The sequence below is a fragment of the Cohnella candidum genome, assembly GCF_003713065.1.
GTDB lineage: Bacteria > Bacillota > Bacilli > Paenibacillales > Paenibacillaceae > Cohnella > Cohnella candidum.
Map to the genome: position 1 here is coordinate 655,001 of NZ_CP033433.1, position 23,569 is coordinate 678,569.

Consider the following 23,569-nt stretch of genomic DNA (forward strand, 5'->3'; position numbering starts at 1 on the left):
CCCCATGGAGCTTTACTGTAGCTTGATATTGGACTTTGGTACGGTCTGTACAGGATAGGTGGGAGCCTAGGAAGCCGGAGCGCCAGCTTCGGTGGAGGCGACGTTGGGATACCACCCTGATCGTATCGGAGTTCTAACCTGTCACCGTGAATCCGGTGAAGGGACCGTGTCAGGCGGGCAGTTTGACTGGGGCGGTCGCCTCCTAAAAAGTAACGGAGGCGCCCCAAGGTTCCCTCAGCGCGGTTGGAAATCGCGCGAAGAGTGCAAAGGCATAAGGGAGCTTGACTGCGAGACCAACAAGTCGAGCAGGGACGAAAGTCGGGCTTAGTGATCCGGTGGTACCGAATGGAAGGGCCATCGCTCAACGGATAAAAGCTACCCTGGGGATAACAGGCTTATCTCCCCCAAGAGTCCACATCGACGGGGAGGTTTGGCACCTCGATGTCGGCTCATCGCATCCTGGGGCTGAAGTAGGTCCCAAGGGTTGGGCTGTTCGCCCATTAAAGCGGTACGCGAGCTGGGTTCAGAACGTCGTGAGACAGTTCGGTCCCTATCTGTCGCGGGCGTAGGAAATTTGAGAGGGGCTGTCCTTAGTACGAGAGGACCGGGATGGACGCACCGCTGGTGTACCAGTTGTTCCGCCAGGAGCACCGCTGGGTAGCCAAGTGCGGGAGGGATAAGCGCTGAAAGCATCTAAGCGCGAAGCCCGCCTCAAGATGAGATTTCCCAATTCGTAAGACCCCTGGAAGAACACCAGGTTGATAGGCCCGGGGTGGAAGCGCGGCAACGCGTGCAGCTGACGGGTACTAATCGGTCGAGGGCTTATCCTACGCAGTTAACACAGGTGATTGTTTCTTTAGCACTGCTTTCACGTTTCGCTATCCGGTTTTCAGGGTGTAAACCTTGAACAAATCCGATCTGGTGGCAGTGGCGGAGGGGTTCCACGCGTACCCATCCCGAACACGACCGTTAAGCCCTCCAGCGCCAATGGTACTTGGACCGAAGGGTCCTGGGAGAGTAGGACGTCGCCAGGCCGGGACATGAAGGATGCCTTCATTCGAAGGTATCTTTTTTATCGCCCAACTGCAGCTCCGATTGGCAACATTTTGGGGTTGCGGCCGCGTCTCGAACGCGGTAAGATGTAACTCCTGTCGCGGAAACGCGGCGGGGTCGAGCAAGAACGAAGTAATCTGGAAAACATTGTGGGTTGCGCGGTGCTTGCCGATTTGATAAGATGTAATTCCTGCGCCGGAAACGGTGCGGTGAGCAAAGCAAGAAATTGCTCCTTGAAAACTGAACATCGAGCGTAATACGGTTTGAGCTTCGGCTCGAACAAACCAGCTTTAACTTTTGAGCCTTCAAGGTTCTTCAATAAGGTTTTACCTTTATGGAGAGTTTGATCCTGGCTCAGGACGAACGCTGGCGGCGTGCCTAATACATGCAAGTCGAGCGGATCTCTGAGGGAGCTTGCTCCCGAAGAGGTTAGCGGCGGACGGGTGAGTAACACGTAGGCAACCTGCCCATAAGACCGGGATAACATTCGGAAACGAATGCTAAGACCGGATACGCAGCGAGGTTGCATGATCTTGCTGGGAAACACGGCGCAAGCTGTGGCTTATGGATGGGCCTGCGGCGCATTAGCTAGTTGGTGAGGTAACGGCCCACCAAGGCGACGATGCGTAGCCGACCTGAGAGGGTGAACGGCCACACTGGGACTGAGACACGGCCCAGACTCCTACGGGAGGCAGCAGTAGGGAATCTTCCACAATGGACGCAAGTCTGATGGAGCAACGCCGCGTGAGTGAGGAAGGCTTTCGGGTCGTAAAGCTCTGTTGCCAGGGAAGAACGCCAGGGAGAGTAACTGCTCCCTGGGTGACGGTACCTGAGAAGAAAGCCCCGGCTAACTACGTGCCAGCAGCCGCGGTAATACGTAGGGGGCAAGCGTTGTCCGGAATTATTGGGCGTAAAGCGCGCGCAGGCGGTTTCTTAAGTCTGGTGTCTAAGTGCGGGGCTCAACCCCGTGATGCACTGGAAACTGGGAGACTTGAGTGCAGAAGAGGAGAGCGGAATTCCACGTGTAGCGGTGAAATGCGTAGAGATGTGGAGGAACACCAGTGGCGAAGGCGGCTCTCTGGACTGTAACTGACGCTGAGGCGCGAAAGCGTGGGGAGCAAACAGGATTAGATACCCTGGTAGTCCACGCCGTAAACGATGAGTGCTAGGTGTCGGGGGGGTCCACCCCTCGGTGCCGAAGTTAACACATTAAGCACTCCGCCTGGGGAGTACGGTCGCAAGACTGAAACTCAAAGGAATTGACGGGGACCCGCACAAGCAGTGGAGTATGTGGTTTAATTCGAAGCAACGCGAAGAACCTTACCAGGTCTTGACATCCCCCTGAATCCTCTAGAGATAGAGGCGGCCTTCGGGACAGGGGAGACAGGTGGTGCATGGTTGTCGTCAGCTCGTGTCGTGAGATGTTGGGTTAAGTCCCGCAACGAGCGCAACCCTTGAGCTTAGTTGCCAGCACGTAAAGGTGGGCACTCTAGGCTGACTGCCGGTGACAAACCGGAGGAAGGCGGGGATGACGTCAAATCATCATGCCCCTTATGACCTGGGCTACACACGTACTACAATGGCCGGTACAACGGGTCGCGAAGCCGCGAGGCGGAGCCAATCCCAGCAAAGCCGGTCTCAGTTCGGATTGCAGGCTGCAACTCGCCTGCATGAAGTCGGAATTGCTAGTAATCGCGGATCAGCATGCCGCGGTGAATACGTTCCCGGGTCTTGTACACACCGCCCGTCACACCACGAGAGTTTACAACACCCGAAGCCGGTGGGGTAACCGCAAGGAGCCAGCCGTCGAAGGTGGGGTAGATGATTGGGGTGAAGTCGTAACAAGGTAGCCGTATCGGAAGGTGCGGCTGGATCACCTCCTTTCTAAGGAGCCCTTCGGGGCATTAAAGTCCACAGCTGCTTCGGCAGAGTGGCACGTATTACGCTCGAGTTCAGTTTTGAGAGAGCAATGCGCAAGCATCACTCATCTCAACTTGCACCTTGAAAACTGGATAGCGAAACGAAAGCAATGCGCTGAAGAAAACATCAAGCACCTTGTGTCTTGACTGCAACTGCGGATCTCAGGATCCACAGCAAGGTTAAGCTAATAAGGGCGCACGGTGGATGCCTAGGCGCCAGGAGCCGATGAAGGACGCGACGAACAGCGATATGCCTCGGGGAGCCGTAAGTGGGCGTTGATCCGGGGATCTCCGAATGGGGAAACCCAGCTGCGGTAATGCGCAGTTACTCATGAGTGAATCCATAGCTCATGAAGAGGCACACCCAGGGAACTGAAACATCTAAGTACCTGGAGGAGAAGAAAACAAGAGTGATTCCGTCAGTAGCGGCGAGCGAAAGCGGATTAGCCCAAACCAGGGAGCTTGCTCCCTGGGGTTGTGGGACGTCTCACATGGAGTGATAAAAGAGCAGGTTAGGCGAAGAGGACTGGAAAGTCCCGCTATAGAAGGTAAAAGCCCTGTAGCCAAAAGCCTGCTCTCTCCGAGACGGATCCCGAGTACCGCGGGACACGTGAAACCCCGTGGGAATCCGGCAGGACCATCTGCCAAGGCTAAATACTCCCTGGCGACCGATAGTGAAGCAGTACCGTGAGGGAAAGGTGAAAAGCACCGCGGGAGCGGAGTGAAAAAGAACCTGAAACCGTGCGCTTACAAGAAGTCAGAGCCCGATTAATGGGTGATGGCGTGCCTTTTGTAGAATGAACCGGCGAGTTACGTTCACGTGCAAGGTTAAGCTGTAGAGGCGGAGCCGAGGGGAAACCGAGTCTGAATAGGGCGCTTAAGTACGTGGTCGTAGACCCGAAACCGTGTGATCTACCCCTGTGCAGGGTGAAGGTGCGGTAATACGCACTGGAGGCCCGAACTCGTGAGCGTTGAAAAGCTCTGGGATGACGTGGGGGTAGGGGAGAAATTCCAATCGAACTCGGAGATAGCTGGTTCTCCCCGAAATAGCTTTAGGGCTAGCCTCGAGGTTTAGCATCATGGAGGTAGAGCACTGATTGGGTGCGGGGCCCGCCAAGGGTTACCAAGTCCAGTCAAACTCCGAATGCCATGGATGTGTACTCGGGAGTCAGACGGCGAGTGCTAAGATCCGTCGTCAAGAGGGAAAGAGCCCAGATCATCAGCTAAGGTCCCCAAGTGTGTGTTAAGTGGGAAAGGATGTGGAGTTGCGAAGACAACCAGGATGTTGGCTTAGAAGCAGCCACCATTTAAAGAGTGCGTAATAGCTCACTGGTCGAGTGACTCTGCGCCGAAAATGTAACGGGGCTAAACACACCACCGAAGCTATGGCATGTCGTAGTCTTCACTTTGTTCTGGTTGGCACCGGGACATTAGTCAGAATCGACTTTAAAGGTCGATCAAGGATTCTGACCAAATGCCCCAGCTAAACACACCAGAGTGAAGTGAAGGCTACGACTTGGGTAGGGGAGCGTTGTATGCGGGTAGAAGTCAGACCGGAAGGACTGGTGGACTGCATACAAGTGAGAATGCCGGTATGAGTAACGAAAAGACAAGTGAGAATCTTGTCCGCCGAAAGCCTAAGGGTTCCTGGGGAAGGTTCGTCCGCCCAGGGTAAGTCGGGACCTAAGGCGAGGCCGAAAGGCGTAGTCGAAGGACAACAGGTTGAAATTCCTGTACCACCGTAAGCCGTTACGAGCGATGGGGGGACGCAGGAGGGCAAGGACGCGAGCTGATGGAATAGCTCGTCCAAGCAGTAAGGGGTGTGCATAGGCAAATCCGTGCACTATAACCTTGAGCTGTGATGGGGAGGGAAAATTGCAGTACCGAAGGTCTTGTGCTCACGCTGCCGAGAAAAGCCTCTAGCCAGGCGAAGGTGCCCGTACCGTAAACCGACACAGGTAGGCGAGATGAAAATTCTAAGGCGCGCGGAAGAACTCTCGTTAAGGAACTCGGCAAAATGACCCCGTAACTTCGGGAGAAGGGGTGCCCCGGTAGCGTGAATAGCGCGAGGGGGCCGCAGTGAAGAGGCCCAAGCGACTGTTTAGCAAAAACACAGGTCTGTGCGAAGCCGTAAGGCGAAGTATACGGGCTGACGCCTGCCCGGTGCTGGAAGGTTAAGGGGAGCGGTTAGGGGCAACCCGAAGCTGTGAACCGAAGCCCCAGTAAACGGCGGCCGTAACTATAACGGTCCTAAGGTAGCGAAATTCCTTGTCAGGTAAATTCTGACCCGCACGAATGGCGTAACGATCTTGGGCGCTGTCTCAACGAGAGATCCGGTGAAATTTTAGTACCTGTGAAGATGCAGGTTACCCGCGACGTGACGGAAAGACCCCATGGAGCTTTACTGCAGCTTGATATTGGACTTTGGTACGGTCTGTACAGGATAGGTGGGAGCCTTGGAAGCCGGAGCGCCAGCTTCGGTGGAGGCGACGTTGGGATACCACCCTGATCGTATCGGAGTTCTAACCTGTCACCGTGAATCCGGTGAAGGGACCGTGTCAGGCGGGCAGTTTGACTGGGGCGGTCGCCTCCTAAAAAGTAACGGAGGCGCCCCAAGGTTCCCTCAGCGCGGTTGGAAATCGCGCGAAGAGTGCAAAGGCATAAGGGAGCTTGACTGCGAGACCCACAAGTCGAGCAGGGACGAAAGTCGGGCTTAGTGATCCGGTGGTACCGAATGGAAGGGCCATCGCTCAACGGATAAAAGCTACCCTGGGGATAACAGGCTTATCTCCCCCAAGAGTCCACATCGACGGGGAGGTTTGGCACCTCGATGTCGGCTCATCGCATCCTGGGGCTGAAGTAGGTCCCAAGGGTTGGGCTGTTCGCCCATTAAAGCGGTACGCGAGCTGGGTTCAGAACGTCGTGAGACAGTTCGGTCCCTATCTGTCGCGGGCGTAGGAAATTTGAGAGGGGCTGTCCTTAGTACGAGAGGACCGGGATGGACGCACCGCTGGTGTACCAGTTGTTCCGCCAGGAGCACCGCTGGGTAGCCAAGTGCGGGAGGGATAAGCGCTGAAAGCATCTAAGCGCGAAGCCCGCCTCAAGATGAGATTTCCCAATTCGTAAGACCCCTGGAAGAACACCAGGTTGATAGGCCCGGGGTGGAAGCGCGGCAACGCGTGCAGCTGACGGGTACTAATCGGTCGAGGGCTTATCCTACGCAGTAACACAGGTGATTGTTTCTTCAGCACTGCTTTCACGTTTCGCTATCCGGTTTTCAGGGTGTAAACCTTGAACAAATCCGATCTGGTGGCAATGGCGGAGGGGTTCCACGCGTACCCATCCCGAACACGACCGTTAAGCCCTCCAGCGCCAATGGTACTTGGACCGAAGGGTCCTGGGAGAGTAGGACGTCGCCAGGCCAAACACAAAAAGACACCTTCAAGCGAAGGTGTCTTTTTTGCGTTCGCGGAATACGGCCGCGAAAGTTACAACGCAGACGACGGCGACGACCGCGTTGAACAAGAAAACGCGGCTCATGCCAAACGCCTCGCTGGCCCACCCGCCGGCGAAGCTTCCGATGATGCGGGCGAGTCCCAGGCTGAGCAAGGCGTTGAGCGTCTGTCCGCTCGCCTTGAGCTCGTCCGGCGCCTCGCGATTGATGACCGTCGCCATGGTCACGGATAACACGATGAAAATCAAGCCGTGCAACAGCTGTACGGGCAGCGCCCACAACGGATCCTGGATGACCGAGAACAGCAGCCATCTCAGAGTGGAGGCCGCTCCCGCGCCCAGCAGGATGTGGTGAACGCCGAAGCGCCGGAATAACCGATTGGCGGCCAACAGGAAAGGGATTTCGCTTAACGAAGAGATCACCATCGACCACCCCAGCAAGGCGTTGCTGCCGCCCATGTCGGCAAAATACAACGGGAAAAACGTGTAGTAATAACCAAGCGTGATGTGCAGGATAAAGTTTACCCCGAAATAAAGCATGAGCTTTCGATTGCGAAACAGCGCCCACACCTGCATTTTGCGTCCTCCGGCTTGGTGGCCCGCGACGCGAGGAAAACGAAGGACGAGCAGAAACGAGACCGCCATGATCAGCGCGTAAACGGAGAAAAGCAGGTCGACGCGTTTCTCCGCGATGAGACCGAACAGGATCGACATAAGCGCGAAACCGACTGTGCCGGCCATGCGGATGCGGCTGAAATGTCCTTGCTTTCTCTGCTCCAATGCTTCCAGTGTAATGGCATCAGTGACGGCCGGCACGGAAGTTTGGAAAAAAGTGAACACGCAAATCATGAGCAGCAAATACGCGAAGGCGCCGGATAACTGGAAAAGCAGCACGGCCGCGCCGCTGCCGGCGAGAAGCAGCAGGAGAACCCGGTTTTTCGTGACCGCCCGGTCGCTGAGCAGTCCCCAGAGCGGCTGGGCCAGAATGGCGACAAGCGGGCCGACGCTCAGCAGGGTGCCGATCTGGGAAGGGAGAAACCCTTTCTCTTGAAAATAGAGAGGGATAAACGTGCCGTAAACCGCGTTACCCATGTAAAAGAAGAAGTAATATAAGACGAAATACGTTAAATTTTGCGGCATGGGATCCCCTCGTCATGTTAAGATTGAACAACTACATCTTATCGAGTACCCTTAAGCTATGTCTATATTCATAAACGAATGGAAAATGCAGCTCGCCGGATACAGCCGGAACATCCGCTTGTTTCTCCTGTTTAATTTCATGTGGAATGCGGGGCTGGGCACGTTCGGGCTTGTCTATAATCTCTATGTTCGGGCGCTCGGCTTCGAGCACACCATGGTCGGGAGCCTGGTCGGCATGACCGCGGTGGCGTCCGCGATCATCCTGATTCCTGCCGGCATCCTCAACGACAGGCTTGGCCCGAGGCGCGTCGTGTCCTACGGCCTGCTGCTGGTTCTGGCCGCCTTGACGGCCCGATCTCTGCTGGAAGGGCGCCAGGGACTGATGTTCTCGGCGTTTCTCGGCGGCATGGCCCAGGCGGTCGTGTCGGCGACGATCCTGCCGTTCATGGCGAACAACTCCACTCCGGCCCAGCGGGTGCACCTGTTCAGCTTGAACATGGCGCTGGCCATGATCGCGAGCGTGCTTGGCAACCTGATCGGCGGCTCGTTCAGCGACATGTTCCACTATCTTCTCGGATTGGACGCAGTCGTCAGCTTGCGATGGACGCTCATGATCGGCGTAGGGTTCATCGCCCTAGGGCTTGTCCCCGTGCTGGCGTATTCTTCCGACGGTACGACGGCAGCCGTGAGCGGAAAACCGGGCGTGCAATGGCAACGCCTGTCGGGGCGGCAACGAGCCTCGTTGAAGATCATCGCGCTGTTCGCCTTCCTGAGCCTCCTTTCCTCGAGCGCCGGCGGCATGATCGTGCCTTACCTGAACGTTTACTTCGAAGATCGGTTTCTCATCAGCAATACCCTTATCGGGCTCATCGTCTCGCTGGGACAGGGTGCGACCGCGCTCGCGTACTTGCTCGGGCCGGTTTTCGCCCGCAAGCTGGGTGACGCCAAAGCCGTCGTCGTCCTGCAGCTCAGCTCGATTCCCTTCATGCTGGTTACGGCCTACTCCACGAACTTCTACCTCGCCGGCACCGGATATCTGTTCCGCCAAGCGCTCATGAACGCCGCCACCCCATTTTACAATACGATCAAAATGAAGTACGTCGATCCCGCCATGCGGGGCCTAGCCTCCAGCTCCGGAGAAGCGATGTTTAACCTGGGCTGGTTCCTCGCGGCACCGGTCAGTACCGGCCTCATTGCGCAATACGGCTCCTATTACGGGTACGCGTACGCATTTTCGATTACGGCCGTCGTCTATACGTTGATCTCCGTACTCTTCTATTTCTTTTTCTGCAAGGATCGTTTCCGACCCGCCGAGGAACCGGCAAACGGCGAATGAGGAGACGGACGGACCGCCTCCTCAAACGGGTTTCAGAAGAAATCTTCTTCCTCGCGCGGATATCCTCCGTAAATGACGACGGGACCGTGATATCCGTAGGGATGGTAATAGGGATGGACATGATGCGGATGATAGTAGTAGGGATGATAGTGCGGATGAGCGTAATAGGGATGATAGTAAGGACCCGGATACTGTCCGTGGGGGTAAGGGGTTAAAGCCAAGTTCGCAACCACTCCTTCTTGTATGGATGCTTCATCGTATTCTCCGGCTGCCCACCGTGATGATTGTCCGGGGCAAACCGCGAAAAGATGGGCGAATGCCGGGAATGCACCGAAAGAATGATTGCAGGTGATGGCGAGATGACGCTCTTCGACTATAAAGTCGAAACGTTCCTGTTGAACTTATTTTTCATTATGTTTCCTTTGATTTTCTACCAATTCGTGTCCAAGGATCGAATCGAGGCGAAGCCGGCGCTGCGTAACGCCCTGCTTTATTCGATCTTCATGCTGCCGATCGTGCTGTGCCTGCTGATGCCGGTGAACGATACCGACGGATTTTACCAAAACCTACACTCTGTGCCTTTCATCATGGCCTGTCTTTACACCAACCCGTTCGTTTCCTTCCTTGTTTGCGTAAGTTCCATGCTTTTCCGCTGGTTCATCGGTGGGCAAGGGCAGTATTTGTCCTATCTGTACGATATGATCAGCTTCGCATTCTTTTATTTTTACATCCGCAAATATCGGACGCTGCGCCTTCCCGTGAAAATGGTGCTTACGTTTCTCGTATCGTTTTTGTCCAAGCTGACGGCGAAAGTGATTTTCTACTTCTTTATCGACTCCGGCATTTTGGTGAACCCGCGTCTTCCCTTGAACGTGATTGAAGGGGTTTTTATGGCCCTGGCTTTGTATACGATCGAATCCGTTCTCAAAAACATGCAGCTGAAAAAAGACCTGCTCGCGTCGGAGAGACTGAGGGTGGCCAGCATCATTTCCGCGTCGATGGCGCACGAGATCCGGAACCCCTTGACCTCGGTGAGAGGATTCATCCAGCTGCTCAGCGGTCCGACGGAGCCTCCTCCTGAGAAGAGACAGTTTTACGGCAAAATCGCCCTCGAGGAAATCGACCGGGCGCAGCGCATCATTACCGATTACCTGTCTCTATCCCGCCCATATCCGGAAGTCAGGGAGAAAATCGACCTGGGAGAAGAAATCGCCTACGTCAGTTCCGTTCTATCCTCCTATCAGGACACCCAGGATATCGAGGTTCGCGTGGAGACAGAGGACAATTTGCACATTTTGGGAGACCGCCAGCAGCTCCGGCAGTGCATCATCAACCTTTCCAAAAACGGCATCGAATCGATGGAAAACGGCGGAGTGCTCAACCTCAAGGTGACCCGGCAGCAGGACGAAATCGTGCTGCTGATCGGCGATACCGGCAAAGGCATGACCCCCGAGCAAATCAACCGCCTGGGTACCCCGTATTTCTCGAACAAGGAGAAGGGGACGGGCCTCGGTACGATGGTCTCGTTCAACATCATTCACAACATGCTCGGCAAAATCAATGTCGCCAGCAAGGTCGGGGAAGGAACCCATTTTCAGATTTCCTTCCCGTCCGCATAAACAAGAACCCCGCCTGCCGTCTGCGGCAAGCGGGGTTCTTCGCGATCAGCCTTTCACCCAATCGGCGAAAGACAAGTTGGACCATCCGACCAGCGGCGTTGCGGGGATCGGCGGGTTTTGGGGCATCGGGCGGAGGAAGGAGGTCGGTTCCTCCGGCAGCCGAGGCGGGAATTTCGGCTTCCGGTGAACGGAAGGGTCTCCCATGACCTTCTGCCCCATGCCCCAAGCGACGACTTTGCCGTCTTTGTCCATGCAAATCACGCCGTTGATCGGCCCGATCCACTTCAGTTCCTTGGACCAGGCTTGCCGGTTGTCCACGAAAGCGATCCAATTCAAATCGGTATCGAACAAGTAACGGTTGTTGCCAAGGTAGGCAACGTGGTTACAGTATCGGTCGAATAATGGCTGAAGCATCTCGTTCGTAATCCCCCGTGAAATAAGATACTTTAAGAATAAACGCTGCAGGTGGGAAGATCAACTTGTCAAATGGTGGAAAGATATGACGAAACCCCGTCAGCGGCTGCCGACGGGGTTGTCGTTTATTTTCTGCGCAACAGCCAGTCGTCATACCAACCGAAGTGGTGGCACGGGTGATAGTGGACGGGATAGCACGGTAAGCAGTGGTGATGGTGGTGCGGATGATAGGGGACATTTTCCGCAACGGGCGCCACATTCACAGGAGCGACCGGATAAGGCATCGGCAAGTTCGGCATGACGTTCACGGGCGATACGTTAACAGGCGTTACGTTAACTGGCGAAGGCTTCACGGGTTCATAACGCATTCACAAATCCCTCCTTGTCACTTGATGATGTCAGCATATTCGGACGGTATAAATCGTGATGCTTGCCCCACGGAAATGGCCCGAAAGATGGTCGAACGCACATTTCCGGGATCATCCGCAATCGTCCAATCCAAACAGGCAAAGTTTTCCGTGCGAAATCGACAGGTTTCTAGTACAATAGACACCAAAATGGTAGGTTTGTCCTAGTAAACTGGAGGATGAAAACAGATGCGTTTAGTTACCCGTTCCGACTTCGACGGCTTGGTGACGGCAGTGCTTCTGAAGAAGCTGGGAATGATCGAAGAGATGAAATTCGTTCACCCCAAAGACATGCAGGACGGGACGGTCACGGTAACGGCCGATGACATTCTAACCAACGTGCCCTATGTTCCGGGCTGCGGGATGTGGTTTGACCACCACGCGAGCGAGCTGAAGCGGTCGCAGGACGAAGGTTTCGAATTCAAAGGCGAAGTCAGAATCGCCGACAGCGCGGCTCGCGTGGTGTATGAGTATTTCGGCGGGCGGGATAAATTCGGCGGCGAATTGGACGACCTGATGCGGGGCGTCGACAAAGCGGATTCGGCGAAATTCAGCCGGGAAGACATTATGCGTCCGGAAGGCTGGGACCTGTTGTCGTTTCTTATGGATTCGCGGACCGGGCTTGGCCGGTACCGGGATTACACGATCAGCAACTACCAACTGATGGAGAAGCTGGTCGATCTCTGCGCGACGGAGCCGGTGGAACGGATTTTACAGGATTCCGACGTTGCGGAACGCGTGAAGCGCTATTTCGAATTGGATGCGGAATTCCGCGCCATGCTCCAGCAATATACCCGCACCGAAGGAAACGTGATCGTGACGGATTTGCGCGGCGTAGAGACGATTTATCCCGGCAACCGTTTCCTGGTCTATGCGCTGTTCCCCGAACAAAACGTTTCTTTATGGGTCGTGGACGGCTTCCAAAAACAAAATGTCTCGATCGCGTGCGGACACAGCATCGTGAATCGCACCTGCGGTACCCACGTCGGCCACTTGATGCGCAAATACGGCGGCGGCGGGCATGAAGCGGCCGGAACCTGCCAGATCCCATACGCCGACGCGGATCGCGTCATCGGCGAAATCACTACCGCTTTCCAAGCATAACCTTCCGCTTGATCGGAACTCTTCGCGTTTTGCGCGAAGAGTTTTTTCGTTGCGGGTAACAATAGGGGCATACGAGTCGGTAAAGGTGGTCGAACCGTGTACGACGATTGCGACAATACGGGCTTGAAAAAGGAACTCAGGACCAAGCTGCAGGACATATCGGAGAACATTTCGCACTTGATGGAAGGGCTGGAAAACGAAAGCTACTGCATGCTGAGCGAATTCGATCAAATCGGCGGACGTTTCGCGGAGATCGAATCGCTGGCGGCAGGGTTCTATTTGCGCTGTTATTTGGCTTCGTTCACGAACCGTTATCGCGAGCTGGCGCTGGCGGTGAAGCATCTGAGCGCACGCCGGCACGGCGCTCTGGCCGTCATCGAGCGAAGCGATCCTGTCGATCTGTTCGTAACGCCGGGAGTGAAGATTGATGCCGAGCTGACCCATTCCCTGCTCGAATCGATTTTCATTCCCGGCAGTCCGCTCCATGACGGGGCGGCCATCATCCGCGGAGACAAAATCCACTCGGCCGCCAGCGTCCTTCCCCTGTCCGAACAAGGAGCGCGAAGCGGCAAGGAAGGAACCCGACACAGGGCGGCGCGGGGAATGTCCGAACGGTGCGATGCGCTGGTGATCGTCGTCTCCGAAGAAACCGGCAAGTCCTCTTTCGCGATGGAAGGCAAGCTTTATCCTTTCTCCACCCCGGTGTAAGCCGTTCCCGCCCGTCCTTCCAACCCATATGCTGTAGCATCTCGGCGTATTGTTGGGGGAGGGATGGGACATGCAGTTTTACGCGGGTGCCGCAACGGCGGTGATCGGATCCGTCATCACGTTTTCTTTCGGCATTTGGCAGGAGTCGTTGACCCTGCTGGCCGTCTTAATGGGGATAGACTACTTGACCGGGGTCGTGGCCGCCGTGAGAAGCGGGACGGGGCTGAACAGCTCCGTCGGCTTTTGGGGCCTAGGCAAAAAAGGGCTGACGTTTTTGGTGATCCTTCTGGCGCATCGGATCGACGTTTTGCTGGGCGTCAATATGGTGATGGGTGGAGCGGTTTCTTTTTACTTGGTCAATGAGCTGCTGTCCGTCGTGGAGAATTACGGACGCCTGGGCTTGCCTCTTCCCGGAAGCGTGAAAAGAATGGTTCAAATTTTGCGCGACCGTGCGGACGACGAGAGGCGTTCATGAATTTGTCAAAAGTGAAAAAAAGTTGACGTCCCAACTTCAATCCCTGCTTGAGTTCAATTGCTCATTTTAGGTAATATAAGAGGTAGACATTTTGGATGAGCAGGGGGAGCACTCGATGTACAAATGGATCATGTCCACGATCGTGACCATCGCTTGTGCCTTTGGCGTTTACTTGTTGGCGTCGGGGCTGCCGGAGAAACCGAAAGAGGAAGTTCTGCCGGCGGGAGAGGAATTGCTGAAGATTTCGGCTTCCAACTTTGAGTTCGACCAGAAGGAGTACCACGTCAAAGCCGGAACCAAATACACGATCAAATTTTCCAACAAATTGGGCAAACACGGCGCAGAGATCAAGGACCTCGGGATCAATCTGAACGAGAACAATCCGACCGCGGAAGTCACGTTCGACAAGCCCGGCACCTATGAGCTTCACTGCTCGGTCATGTGCGGTCAAGGACACGCAAACATGCAATCGACCATAGTCGTGTCTTGACGTCAAAAGGAGCCTAATAGGCTCCTTTTTTCCCATTATGCGCACATCCGCAATCTGCGTGTTACAGGTGTCTCCAACTTTTCAGCCGCTTGATGCCGAGATCGGCCAGATAGCCGATCACGGCGTAGCTGAGAATCGTCAAAAGGTACATGAACCACACGTTAACCTTATGGATGTCGGTGAACAGTTCCACGAACCAGATGGGAACGCTGAACATGAACAGGAACACATTATGGGGATCGTATCCGGAATAGTTGAACAAGCATAACGCGGCGCCGAACAGCGTGAAGGCTAAGGTGACGGGATAAAACATGTCGAAGCTCCCTTCGGCCGAGTGATGCCCGTAGTATGCGCGCGGACTGCCGGTAGGATACCTCCAAAAACGGAAGGGGATAACGAACGTGATTACTCATATCGTCTTGTTTAAGTTGAAGGACCGCTCGCCGGAAAGCGTGGAACGCACTGCGCAGGTTTTGCGCGACATGGAAGGCAAAATCGAAGAGCTGCTGTCCATCGAAGTCGGCATTGACGTCCTGCACTCCGAGCGTTCTTACGACATCGCGCTTACGACCCGATTCGCCTCGATGGAGGCCTTGCAGGCTTATCAAGTGCATCCGGTCCACCAAAAAGTCATCGAGCATATGGCGACGGCTCGGGAATCCTCGGTCAGCGCCGATTACGAGTCCTGATAGGGCGGGTGTCATCCATGTTGTTGGCGGAAAAAGTGGATATGGGCAACGGCGATTTGTTCGAGATGATGACTTACCTCATCGTCATTCTCATCAGCGCCGTCGTCATGATTTTATGGCTGAAACGCAGAGGAAAGCGCAAACGCAAGTAGAAGGAGGCCGATCGGCGTGTATTACGTAAACCGTGAGAGCATCGACCTTCGGTTGGCCAGCATTCCGGATGTCGCCCAAGCGTTATCGGAAGCGGCTTCGGATTGGAAAGGAACATTGACGCAGGGCCTGGCACAGGAGAGAGCTTTGCACCTCGCCATCGAAATCGTCACGGACGTCGGAAGTTCACTGATCGACGGGTTTATCATGCGGGATGCCAGCAGCTACGAGGACATCGTGGACATTATCGCAGGCGAGGGTGTCGTGCCGGCCGAGGTCGCGGACACGCTGCGGCGATTGGTTTCCCTGCGCAAGCCTTTGGTTCAGGAATATTATGATTGGCCTCGTCACGAGCTGCATCCGTTAACCCCGGACATGCCGGGAGTACTGACTCGATTTGGCGAGCAGGTCAAACAGTACTTGCATAATGAACTAGACACGTGATTCCTCCGCCAAAGGGGCGATTTACGGTACGTGCCGTTTCCGGTACAATGGGATCAAACGGCGAATTCGTGTCGAACGGTGATCGATCGGCCGCCGGACAAGGAGGGATGCTCATGCAGCCGCAGGAAGAACGCTCTACCCGCAGCCAATTGCTTCAGATGCTGAAAACGCAGGGGAGCTGCAGCACCAGCGACATGGCCAAGGCGATGGGCATTACCGAAATGGCCGTCCGACGCCACATCCAGTCCATGGAGAAAGACGGGCTGATCAACTCCACATTGGTCAGGCAGGCGATGGGACGCCCGTCGTACCGCTACGCGCTCACGGAGCAAGCCGATGATCTATTCCCCAAGAACTACCCTCAGTTGACCCTGGATTTGCTGAGCGAGTTGGAGGAGCAGCAGGGCGGGGCCGAAATGATCGACAGAATGTTCGAAGGGCGCCGCGATAAGCTCGAAACTCGGTTTCGCGAGCGGATGTCCAATCGAAGCCTGGAAGAGCGCGTCGCCGAGCTCGCCTCCATCCAGAATATCGGCGGGTACATGGCCGATTGGGTGCCCGACGACAAGGAGCCCGGCGCCTATAAACTGTACGAATACAACTGTCCCGTGGCGCAAGTCGCGAACCGTTACCGTCAAGCCTGCAGTTGCGAGCGTCAGCTGTTCGAGCGTCTTTTGGGTGCCGAAGTAGAACGCACCGAGTGCCTCGCCGACGGTAGTCAGCGCTGCACCTACCTCATTCGCAAAAACCGGGCTTAGCCTCATATATCGCCGATAACACGAACCCAGCGCTTCCGCGTCTGGGTTTTTGTTTGTCCCATTTTTCGTGCTGAAGCCGGGTATACTCCCTCTTTTCAGAGATTATGACCACTATTTACATCGCTCAGGATGGGGGTCAAGGTAACTTGCAGAGGCTTCGTGTCGACACCTAAGTAGCTAGCGCAAATCCTCCGTTATGGCCATCATATACTTCGCTCAGTTTAATGGAAGGGCAAAGTTGATCTTCAAAAAAGCGTGAAATCAAGAAAAACTGGTGCACACAGAGGGACTGGCTAAGCAGCACAATTCACACGTTAACTTGCGAATTTTCGTTTCATTTTGCGTACTCGATAGTAGTCTAACGCAGCGGGCTTGCGGTCCGGGCGAGAAGTTAAAGCTTTGTAAGTAATGCGAGGGAAAGTCACGCAGCAAGTCAATGAGTGGTTGAATGTCGTAAGGGGATTTTTTTCATGATTCCATAAGAAGCAGAATTGATCCAGATAAGGTTGAAGGTGCTTGGGGCCGATGCCTTTAAAGGTGTCGTTGAGCCATTTGGATGCCCTTCTGCCAATCTGCATGAGCTGTTTGGAGCGATCGTGGATCGGTCTTCGATTGTCGGAAATAACTTCGATGGCTCTCGGACTTACATGGCGTTGTTGAAACTTCCACACTCCGGAATAACAGGGCGAACGGCCGTTAATGTCGTCTCCTTCTATTTGCGCGATTTTGATAGAGTGAGGTTCACCGTGTCCGTTCAGAGCTGCGCCGATCAAAAGCGGATGCTCCTGCGGGTGCCGGCAAGCCGTTGAGTTATAGGCTCTCCCGTAAATAGCCGGCGTGATCCGAACGAGCCCCGTGAGCAGCTGATGCCCGCCCGATTGGCTCATCGCGTGGCGGATTTTATGTCCCATGAGCCAGGCCGTTTTGTAGGTGACCTGGAGGATTTGGCTTAACCGTGAGGCGCTGATGGCCTCGCTGTGTGCGTGGTGATAGATCGCCAGAAACCAATACCTCAGCGGCAACCGGCTTCCTTCCATGACCGTGCCTGCCGTAAGCGAAGCTTGATGCCCGCATGAACGGCATTCGAACAGGGGGAGCCGCCGGATTTGAATGGTGAAGCACTGCCCGTGACCGCAGCGAGGACAGATGTAGCCGTCCGGCCACTTTGCGCGGTAGAGGAGTTTCACGCAGGTTTCTTCGCAATCGAACATCTTTTCCATCATTACGACCTCGCCAATAGGAACGTTTGTTCTGCTTAACTAATTTTACCAAACATACGTTCTGGTGACAAGGTGTTTTCCACGATTCTGCAGCCTTCTTCCCCCACCTCACCTGAGCCGAGGGGATAATGGTCATAACGTCCGAAAATGAGGATGCGACGCGCGATTCCTTCAATCTGGCTGTTCAAACCGGCGAAAAAGTTCTCCGACATAGCGGGAAACGCAAAATTACCGTATTTGCCTCTTCATCCACCTGAGCCGACGGGATAGTGTTCATAATGCCGGAAAATGATTGCGATGTCCGCTGTGTCAAGACGAGCGCCGCCTCACTATACTGTCATTAACCGCATGGGCATTCGCCCGGGTGACACGATTGGCAGGAGGGGATGGCGATGGCATGGGACGTGGCCGCTTACGCGGTAGCCGCTGCCGCGATTGCAGCGGCTGTCGTGATAGGCGCCATTGCTTGGCGCTTGGCTCGTGCTTTGCGTAGATGGGATCGGATGGCGCTGCGATTGGCGGCCAAGACGAGTTTCGCGCTGGAGGAATACGCCCGACTGGCGGAAGAAGCGCGGGAAACGGCAGCCGCATGCCGCGATTCGATTGCCGGCTTCTCCCGGCTCGCGGAGGGGGCGAGGGCCGTCGGAGAAGCCGCGGAAACGGCCGCGCAAGCCGCCGTTAGCGCCGCCGCGTTCTGGCACGACCGTTTGACCTTGCGCCATCAGAACGGCGAAGGAGACGGCGAGGCGAGCGATCCTGAGCCCGATGTCGCCGGGATCGTTCGCCGGTTGTGGCAGAGCATTCGCGAACGCAGTTAAGCAAAGCCGCGGCCCCAAATTGCCGCCCGGGAGTGAGTGCGGATGATATTTATTCGGGAGAGTGAGTCAGAATGGCAAACAAAAAAATCGTGAAGTCGTTTATGTGGGGCGCGCTGACGGGAGCGGTCACGGGTGCGGTGTCCGCTCTGCTGCTGGCGCCGAAATCCGGCAAAGAGCTGCGTAAGGACATTTCCGTGACCGCACAGAAAGTAGGCGGCAAAACCGCGGAAGTGGGACGCCAAGCCGGTGCGGCCGTCCAATCTTTCGCGAAGCGTTCGTCTGAATTGGCTTCCGACGCCAAGCAAGCCGCAGGACGCTTCGTCACGGATATCCGTTCCCGCAAAGGAAACGCGGAATCCGAAACGGCAGAGAACGCAGTCGACGTTCAAGTAGAGTCGGAGGACCGTTCCGCGGCTCTCTGACCGCCGGCAAGCGTACCGATCGACAGCGCGAAGCCCGCTCCCGCCGGGCTTCGCGCTGTTTCGGCTGCCTTGAACCTTGTCTAAATATAGGCTAAGATGTAGGTACCTTTTCAGGTAGGGCCTCATAATTTAACAAGAATCGACTCCACTCTATACAGAAGAAAGCGGTGTTCTCGTGCAGCAGGCGATTGCAGTCCTGGACTCCGGAGTGGGCGGACTGACCGTCGTAAAAGAAGTGATGCGCCAATTGCCCCGGGAGAAAATTTTGTATCTGGGCGACACCGCTCGAACTCCATACGGACCCAGACCTGCGGAGGAAGTCGTTCGTTTTACCCGTGAGATCGTGGACTATTTGCAGCAGTACCACCCCAAAATGATCGTCATTGCCTGTAATACCGCCACCGCCGTCGCTCTCCAGGATATCCGGAGCCGCGTGGACATCCCTGTCGTAGGCGTGATCAATCCGGGAGCCAGGGCGGCCATCGGCCGTACGAAGACCGGCGTGATCGGCGTGATCGGGACGGAGGGGACGATCAAAAGCGGCGCTTACGAAACGGCGCTGCGGATGTTGTCGCCGCGTTTGGAAGTCGTGAGCAGAGCCTGTCCGGATTTCGTTCCCCTCGTGGAAGACGGCAATTTCCGGTCGGCTGAAACTCACCGTGTCGTAACCGAATCTCTGGCTTCCATCAAACAGGGGGCCATGGATTGCCTCATTCTCGGGTGCACGCATTATCCGTTTCTCTCGGAGACGATCTCCGAAGTGATGGGACCCGAAGTGAGCTTGATCAGTTCGGCGGAGGAAACCGCGAGGGAGATCAGCACGATTCTCCATGAGAATAACGTGCTCGCGGGACGGGACGAAGTACCGGTTCACCAGTTCTTTTGCAGCGGGGAACCGCGCAAGTTCCAGGAAATCGCCTCGGCCTGGCTGGGCGAACAAATCCGTTTGACCCCCGTCGTCTGGCGGGTGCCCCAGCTCGGGGGCTGACATCGCGAAGCGAAGTGACGAGCGCCCGGATTCGATTCCTCGAATCCGGGCGTTTTTCGTTGCGAGACACATGCAAGAACCTTCTCGAACATACATCATCAGTAACAGTCTTGCGAGAAGGGGAGAGCGGAATGACGGGAGCAGGCCGATACGGCTCCGCGGAGTTGACGAGGGAGCTTTGGCGGTTGAGTTTGAAGTATCCTTTTCTTCAGGTATGCACGATCGGCTGCAGCGTGCTGGGCATGCCGATTTACGCGCTGCGGATCGGCCATGGCCCGTTCAGGTGGCACTTTAACGCAAGTTGCCACGCCAACGAATGGATCACGACACCGCTGGTCATGCGCTTTGCGGAAGCGTACGCCGAGGCATGTTGCGTAGAAGGAAAGATCGGCGGCAAACCGGCGTGCGAGCTGTTTCGCAATAACACGCTGTGGGTCGTCCCCATGCTGAATCCGGACGGCGTGGAGTTGGTTCAGCAAGGCTTATCCCCCGCCCATCCTCTGTACCGGGAACTCCTTCACTGGAACGGTTACAACCCGCGATTTGACGAATGGAAAGCGAATGCGCGGGGGGTAGATTTGAATGACCAGTTTCCGGCCCATTGGGAGACGGAGCGGGAACGCAGGGGAACGGCAGGACCCGGTCCCCGGGATTACGGCGGGCCGGCGCCCCTCAGTGAACCGGAGGCTCGGGCGCTGGCGGAATGGACGGCGCTTATGGACTTTCACGCCGTGCTCTCCTTGCATACGCAAGGAGAAGAGATCTATTGGAACTACCGGGGATACGAGCCTCCCGAAGCCGGAGATTGGGCGGAGCGGCTGGCAAAGGCGGCCGGTTACCGGGCGGTGTATTTGGAAGGAAGCGATGCCGGCTATAAGGATTGGTTCCTTCAAACGTTCCGGCGCCCAGGGTTCACGGTAGAGGCCGGATTCGGCCGAAATCCGCTGCCGCCGGCGGAGTTTCCGTCCATTTCCGAGAAGCTGAACAGGCTCTTCGCAGAAGCGCTCGATCTTCCGTTATAGATTCATTTCAGCGCCGTGAGGGTAAACTGGGGGCAATCGACAGGACGCCGAGAGGCGGAGAGGAGGGCCCCCCATGCCCCGAAAATCGTTTGGCCGGCTTTGGAGCCGGCTGCCTTCCCGCGTGTGGAACATCTTGCGTTCCCCGCAGGTGAAGCTGGCGGACAAGCTGGGGTTCATCGTTCCCGTGGCCTTATACTGGGTTCTACCCGACGTGATGCCGTTCGTTCCGATCGACGACATTGCCGTGACCGTCTTTGCAGCGGCATGGTACGCCCGCAGAATGGAACGGAAATACGCGCTGGAAAACGTTTCGGGAAACCAGTACAATAGAACGAGACCATGACGGGAGTGGAACGAGATGAAGTGCAAAATTACCCGCAACGCGGCCAACGTGCTCCGGCGCGAATTGGACAAGCCGGAAAACGCCGATAAAAAGCTGCGCGTCGTCATTACGCACAGCCACGGAGACCATGCGCATTACGGTCTGGATTTGGGCCAGCCGACCGATAAAGACGAAGTCGTCCCCACGGACAAAGACATCGACGTCATCCTCACTAGGGGCGAAGATTTGCTGGACGGCGTGAAAATCGACTATCTCTATTTTCCACAAGAAGGCTTCGTGATCACCAATCCGAGCAAAGGCAACCATGGCGACCACTGAAAACGGATCGACTGCGGCGGGAAACGGCCCCAACGATATCCGCATCTGCGACAAATGCCGCCACATCCGGGTGAAATCGATGGTTTCCAAGCTGCAGAAAATCGCGCCGGGCACGGAAGTGAAGGTCGGCTGCAAGTCTTACTGCGGACCTTGCTCGAGGTACGCCTTCGTGTTCGTGAACGGCCGTTACGTCACGGCTCCGACCGAGGACGAGGCCGTCGAGAAAGCAAGCAAATACGTGAAGAAGTAAAAAAACCGTTCCGACCGCAGTTGATCGACTGCAGCGGAACGGTTTTTTTCGATTAAATTTAGGATTTTGTTGCTGCGGTACCCTCTCGAACGTCGGGGACCAGATCATGTTCCACGATCCGGTCGGATACTTGCAGCTCGGTCCGAGCCGCTTTGGCGCCCGGCTGACATGCCGCAACGTCCTGCACGGAGCCGTCCTTCATGGAGTAGCACGTTCCCTTGCCGAGAATTCCTTCGTTGCTCGGCACGAAGAAGAGGTTGCCGTCCGTGAAGCCTCCGTTACGGAAGACGACCGTATTCGGCGTGGAGGACAACGCGCTGATGCCCATGATGCCGTAATTCTCCGTCGAGATGCCGAGCAGGTGAAGGATCGTAGGTGCCGTGTCCATCTGGCCGACGGCTTTCTCGTTGATTCCCGCGTGCTCGTCGTTCGGCAGATGAATGAAGAAAGGCACCTTTTTCAGAATCGTGCTTTTTTCGAGCTCGGTGACCGGACGGCCGAACAGCTTGGCGTAATCGTCCCAGTTGCTGATCGAGTTGTCGTGGTCGCCGTAGAACATCAGAATGGTGTTATCCCAAAGGTTCGCTTGCTTCAGTTCGTTCACCAGGTCGCCGACCGCTTCGTCCACGTAGTGGGCGGCTTGCACGTAAGTGCCGAGCAGCGAGCCGTTCAGGTCACCGATGTTGAGCTCGTGTTTACCGATCGCATAAGGATGATGGCTGGACAACGTAATGGCCATGGCATAGAAAGGCGATTTGCCGGCTTCCTGGATTTGCTCGACGGTTTGGCGGAAGAACGATTTGTCCCCGAGAGACCAGCCGAGCGGCTCGTCGATTTTGAAGTCCTTGATGTTGTAGAACTTGTCGTAATTCATGTTGTGGTACATGTTGTTGCGGTTCCAGAAGCTTCCGTCGTAAGCGTGGTGGACGGTCGCGCCGTAGCCTTCGTTTTTGAGCATCTGGGGCAGGCAGTCGAAATCGTGTCCGGCAAAGCGGATGAAGACCGAGCCCGAGGTTACCGGATGAAGGGAACAGCTTGTTGCGAAGTCCGCATCCGACGTCCGCCCGTTGGCCGTCTGGTGGTAGAAGTTCGGGAAGTATACGCTCTGACCGATGAGCTTGTTCAAGTTCGGCGTAATTTCTTCGCCGCCGATTTTCTGGTTGATCAAGAATGCTTGGAACGCCTCGGCTTGAACGACGAGTACGTTTTTGCCTTTGTAAGCTCCGAAGAGCGGATCGGATTCGGCTTGCTTCTGCAGCTCCTTGCGGCTGCTCATCCAATCTTTCGTTTCCTGAAGCTCTTTGTCGGAGAGACCGCCGCCCAGCCAATTTTCCTTGGCATAACGGTAGGCGTCATAACCGTGGAAGCCGAACAGCCCGGTTACGTTATAGATCGGAATGTTCCACCAGTTGCCTTCGAACAAACCGGCAGCCCAGCCCTTCTTTTGCTCCGCGACCGGGATGGCGATCAACTGGTAGCCGATGACGAACGCCAGGATGGCGGTGGCAACGCGGATGGACAGGCGGAATTTGCGCGTGCCCGGCTGTTTGTAGCCCCTTTTGGGGCTGCGCTTGCGGAAGACCCAAACGGCCATCAGAATGGCGATCGGCAAGTCCGCGAAATAAATGGCGTCTTTATAAATGATCAGACTCGAAATGCTGTCTTGCAGGGAACTGACCTGCCCGGCTTGCATGAGCACCGGAACGGAAATGAAGTCTTTAAAATAGCGGAAATACACCAAGTCGGAGAAAATGACCGTCGACAGAAGCAGGTCGACGATGACGAGCGCCAGCATCCTCGCGCGGGGACCGAGCAGGGCCGTCCAGCTGGCGGCCAGCAGCATGGCGCCGAGGTTCACTTCCCATTTCCAATGATTCATGCCGCCGACGTTCAGATGCCGGTCCAAGTAAGCCAATTTGTACAGCATGGCCACGATCATCAGCGCTGCCGCCCAGAACGGGAAGTAGCGGAGACCGTTCAAGGAAATTCGCAAGCCTTTGCGAGCTTGAGTCTGCAATTGCGTAAGCAT

Annotated in this window: 24 protein-coding genes, 5 rRNA genes and 1 pseudogene (1 of these 30 only partly in view); 22 read left to right on the forward strand and 8 right to left on the reverse strand. The window is 55.8% G+C overall.

Annotation, left to right across the window (positions count from 1 at the left end; genetic code table 11):
• From EAV92_RS02940 to rrf (EAV92_RS02960), 5 genes are all read left to right on the forward strand, one after another.
• A 23S ribosomal RNA gene (locus EAV92_RS02940) occupies positions 1-830 on the forward strand (it extends 2,101 nt beyond the left edge of the window).
• Between the two features lie 87 nt (positions 831-917).
• Positions 918-1,034 (forward strand): 5S ribosomal RNA (rrf, locus tag EAV92_RS02945).
• A 350-nt stretch (positions 1,035-1,384) separates the two neighbouring features.
• A 16S ribosomal RNA gene (locus tag EAV92_RS02950) occupies positions 1,385-2,937 on the forward strand.
• Positions 2,938-3,150: 213 nt separating this feature from the next.
• Positions 3,151-6,191, forward strand: a 23S ribosomal RNA gene (locus EAV92_RS02955).
• Positions 6,192-6,277: 86 nt separating this feature from the next.
• A 5S ribosomal RNA gene (gene rrf, locus EAV92_RS02960) occupies positions 6,278-6,394 on the forward strand.
• The 16S, 23S and 5S rRNA genes sit together here, the layout of an rRNA operon.
• A gap of 19 nt (positions 6,395-6,413) precedes the next feature.
• On the opposite strand, the gene EAV92_RS02965 is transcribed toward rrf (EAV92_RS02960), so the two are convergent.
• Positions 6,414-7,565 carry an MFS transporter gene (locus tag EAV92_RS02965; protein ID WP_123039688.1) on the reverse strand — a complete coding sequence of 384 codons (1,152 nt, stop codon included), beginning with the start codon at positions 7,563-7,565 and terminating at the stop codon, positions 6,414-6,416.
• A gap of 58 nt (positions 7,566-7,623) precedes the next feature.
• Here EAV92_RS02965 and EAV92_RS02970 point away from each other — a divergent pair, with 58 nt between their 5' ends.
• Positions 7,624-8,901 (forward strand): MFS transporter, encoded by a 1,278-nt coding sequence (locus tag EAV92_RS02970; RefSeq protein WP_123039689.1) that lies wholly within the window; start codon positions 7,624-7,626, stop codon positions 8,899-8,901.
• Positions 8,902-8,933: 32 nt separating this feature from the next.
• On the opposite strand, the gene EAV92_RS02975 is transcribed toward EAV92_RS02970, so the two are convergent.
• Positions 8,934-9,122 (reverse strand): hypothetical protein, encoded by a 189-nt coding sequence (locus EAV92_RS02975; RefSeq protein ID WP_123039690.1) that lies wholly within the window; start codon positions 9,120-9,122, stop codon positions 8,934-8,936.
• Positions 9,123-9,260: 138 nt separating this feature from the next.
• On the opposite strand from EAV92_RS02975, the gene EAV92_RS02980 reads away from it, so the two are divergent.
• The gene (locus EAV92_RS02980) at positions 9,261-10,520 is read left to right on the forward strand and encodes a sensor histidine kinase (RefSeq protein ID WP_206424276.1); all 1,260 of its coding nucleotides are present in this window, start codon (positions 9,261-9,263) and stop codon (positions 10,518-10,520) included.
• Between the two features lie 45 nt (positions 10,521-10,565).
• Here the strand turns inward: EAV92_RS02980 and EAV92_RS02985 are convergent, their stop codons facing one another.
• Together EAV92_RS02985 and EAV92_RS24385 are read right to left on the reverse strand one after the other, a co-directional pair.
• Positions 10,566-10,934, reverse strand: a complete 369-nt coding sequence (locus tag EAV92_RS02985; protein ID WP_123039692.1) for a 4-fold beta flower protein — start codon at positions 10,932-10,934, stop codon at positions 10,566-10,568.
• Positions 10,935-11,059: 125 nt separating this feature from the next.
• Complete coding sequence (locus EAV92_RS24385; RefSeq protein WP_164472615.1) at positions 11,060-11,302, reverse strand: hypothetical protein; 243 nt, start codon at positions 11,300-11,302, stop codon at positions 11,060-11,062.
• Between the two features lie 228 nt (positions 11,303-11,530).
• Between EAV92_RS24385 and EAV92_RS02990 the strand changes: the two genes are divergently transcribed.
• From EAV92_RS02990 to EAV92_RS03005, 4 genes are all read left to right on the forward strand, one after another.
• A complete protein-coding gene (locus EAV92_RS02990; RefSeq protein ID WP_123039693.1) occupies positions 11,531-12,445 on the forward strand; it encodes a DHH family phosphoesterase in 915 nt (304 codons plus the stop codon).
• Between the two features lie 96 nt (positions 12,446-12,541).
• Complete coding sequence (cdaS, locus tag EAV92_RS02995) at positions 12,542-13,153, forward strand: sporulation-specific diadenylate cyclase CdaS (RefSeq protein WP_123039694.1); 612 nt, start codon at positions 12,542-12,544, stop codon at positions 13,151-13,153.
• 70 nt (positions 13,154-13,223) lie between these two features.
• Entirely contained in the window at positions 13,224-13,628 is a 405-nt protein-coding gene (locus EAV92_RS03000) for a phage holin family protein (RefSeq protein WP_123039695.1), read from the forward strand.
• 115 nt (positions 13,629-13,743) lie between these two features.
• Positions 13,744-14,118, forward strand: coding sequence for a cupredoxin domain-containing protein (locus EAV92_RS03005; protein WP_123039696.1), 375 nt, complete (start codon positions 13,744-13,746; stop codon positions 14,116-14,118).
• A 61-nt stretch (positions 14,119-14,179) separates the two neighbouring features.
• Here the strand turns inward: EAV92_RS03005 and EAV92_RS03010 are convergent, their stop codons facing one another.
• Positions 14,180-14,431, reverse strand: coding sequence for a hypothetical protein (locus EAV92_RS03010; protein ID WP_123039697.1), 252 nt, complete (start codon positions 14,429-14,431; stop codon positions 14,180-14,182).
• A gap of 88 nt (positions 14,432-14,519) precedes the next feature.
• On the opposite strand from EAV92_RS03010, the gene EAV92_RS03015 reads away from it, so the two are divergent.
• From EAV92_RS03015 to EAV92_RS03025, 4 genes are all read left to right on the forward strand, one after another.
• A complete protein-coding gene (locus EAV92_RS03015; protein WP_123039698.1) occupies positions 14,520-14,807 on the forward strand; it encodes a Dabb family protein in 288 nt (95 codons plus the stop codon).
• A gap of 17 nt (positions 14,808-14,824) precedes the next feature.
• Positions 14,825-14,959 carry a hypothetical protein gene (locus EAV92_RS25005; protein WP_277424217.1) on the forward strand — a complete coding sequence of 45 codons (135 nt, stop codon included), beginning with the start codon at positions 14,825-14,827 and terminating at the stop codon, positions 14,957-14,959.
• A 16-nt stretch (positions 14,960-14,975) separates the two neighbouring features.
• Positions 14,976-15,401 carry a DUF86 domain-containing protein gene (locus EAV92_RS03020; protein WP_123039699.1) on the forward strand — a complete coding sequence of 142 codons (426 nt, stop codon included), beginning with the start codon at positions 14,976-14,978 and terminating at the stop codon, positions 15,399-15,401.
• Between the two features lie 113 nt (positions 15,402-15,514).
• Positions 15,515-16,159 carry a helix-turn-helix transcriptional regulator gene (locus EAV92_RS03025; protein ID WP_123039700.1) on the forward strand — a complete coding sequence of 215 codons (645 nt, stop codon included), beginning with the start codon at positions 15,515-15,517 and terminating at the stop codon, positions 16,157-16,159.
• A gap of 314 nt (positions 16,160-16,473) precedes the next feature.
• On the opposite strand, the gene EAV92_RS03030 is transcribed toward EAV92_RS03025, so the two are convergent.
• A complete protein-coding gene (locus EAV92_RS03030) occupies positions 16,474-17,196 on the reverse strand; it encodes a hypothetical protein (protein ID WP_241158417.1) in 723 nt (240 codons plus the stop codon).
• A gap of 36 nt (positions 17,197-17,232) precedes the next feature.
• Positions 17,233-17,382: pseudogene (locus EAV92_RS25170) on the reverse strand (transposase); the annotation flags it as partial.
• Positions 17,383-17,771: 389 nt separating this feature from the next.
• Here EAV92_RS25170 and EAV92_RS03035 point away from each other — a divergent pair.
• The 7 genes from EAV92_RS03035 to EAV92_RS03065 all read left to right on the forward strand — a co-directional run bounded on the left by EAV92_RS03035 (position 17,772) and on the right by EAV92_RS03065 (position 21,540).
• A complete protein-coding gene (locus EAV92_RS03035) occupies positions 17,772-18,197 on the forward strand; it encodes a hypothetical protein (protein ID WP_123039702.1) in 426 nt (141 codons plus the stop codon).
• A 71-nt stretch (positions 18,198-18,268) separates the two neighbouring features.
• Complete coding sequence (locus EAV92_RS03040) at positions 18,269-18,619, forward strand: YtxH domain-containing protein (protein ID WP_241158418.1); 351 nt, start codon at positions 18,269-18,271, stop codon at positions 18,617-18,619.
• Positions 18,620-18,794: 175 nt separating this feature from the next.
• Positions 18,795-19,607 (forward strand): glutamate racemase, encoded by an 813-nt coding sequence (gene racE / locus EAV92_RS03045; RefSeq protein ID WP_123039703.1) that lies wholly within the window; start codon positions 18,795-18,797, stop codon positions 19,605-19,607.
• 131 nt (positions 19,608-19,738) lie between these two features.
• The gene (locus EAV92_RS03050) at positions 19,739-20,629 is read left to right on the forward strand and encodes a M14 family metallopeptidase (RefSeq protein ID WP_123039704.1); all 891 of its coding nucleotides are present in this window, start codon (positions 19,739-19,741) and stop codon (positions 20,627-20,629) included.
• A gap of 73 nt (positions 20,630-20,702) precedes the next feature.
• Positions 20,703-20,972, forward strand: coding sequence for a hypothetical protein (locus EAV92_RS03055; protein WP_123039705.1), 270 nt, complete (start codon positions 20,703-20,705; stop codon positions 20,970-20,972).
• A gap of 15 nt (positions 20,973-20,987) precedes the next feature.
• Positions 20,988-21,290 carry an iron-sulfur cluster assembly accessory protein gene (locus EAV92_RS03060; RefSeq protein WP_123039706.1) on the forward strand — a complete coding sequence of 101 codons (303 nt, stop codon included), beginning with the start codon at positions 20,988-20,990 and terminating at the stop codon, positions 21,288-21,290.
• Positions 21,277-21,540 (forward strand): YuzB family protein, encoded by a 264-nt coding sequence (locus EAV92_RS03065; RefSeq protein ID WP_123039707.1) that lies wholly within the window; start codon positions 21,277-21,279, stop codon positions 21,538-21,540. The genes EAV92_RS03060 and EAV92_RS03065 overlap by 14 nt, the downstream gene beginning before the upstream one ends.
• 58 nt (positions 21,541-21,598) lie before the next feature.
• On the opposite strand, the gene EAV92_RS03070 is transcribed toward EAV92_RS03065, so the two are convergent.
• Positions 21,599-23,569: an LTA synthase family protein gene (locus EAV92_RS03070; protein ID WP_123039708.1), complete on the reverse strand. Its 1,971-nt coding sequence runs from the start codon at positions 23,567-23,569 to the stop codon at positions 21,599-21,601.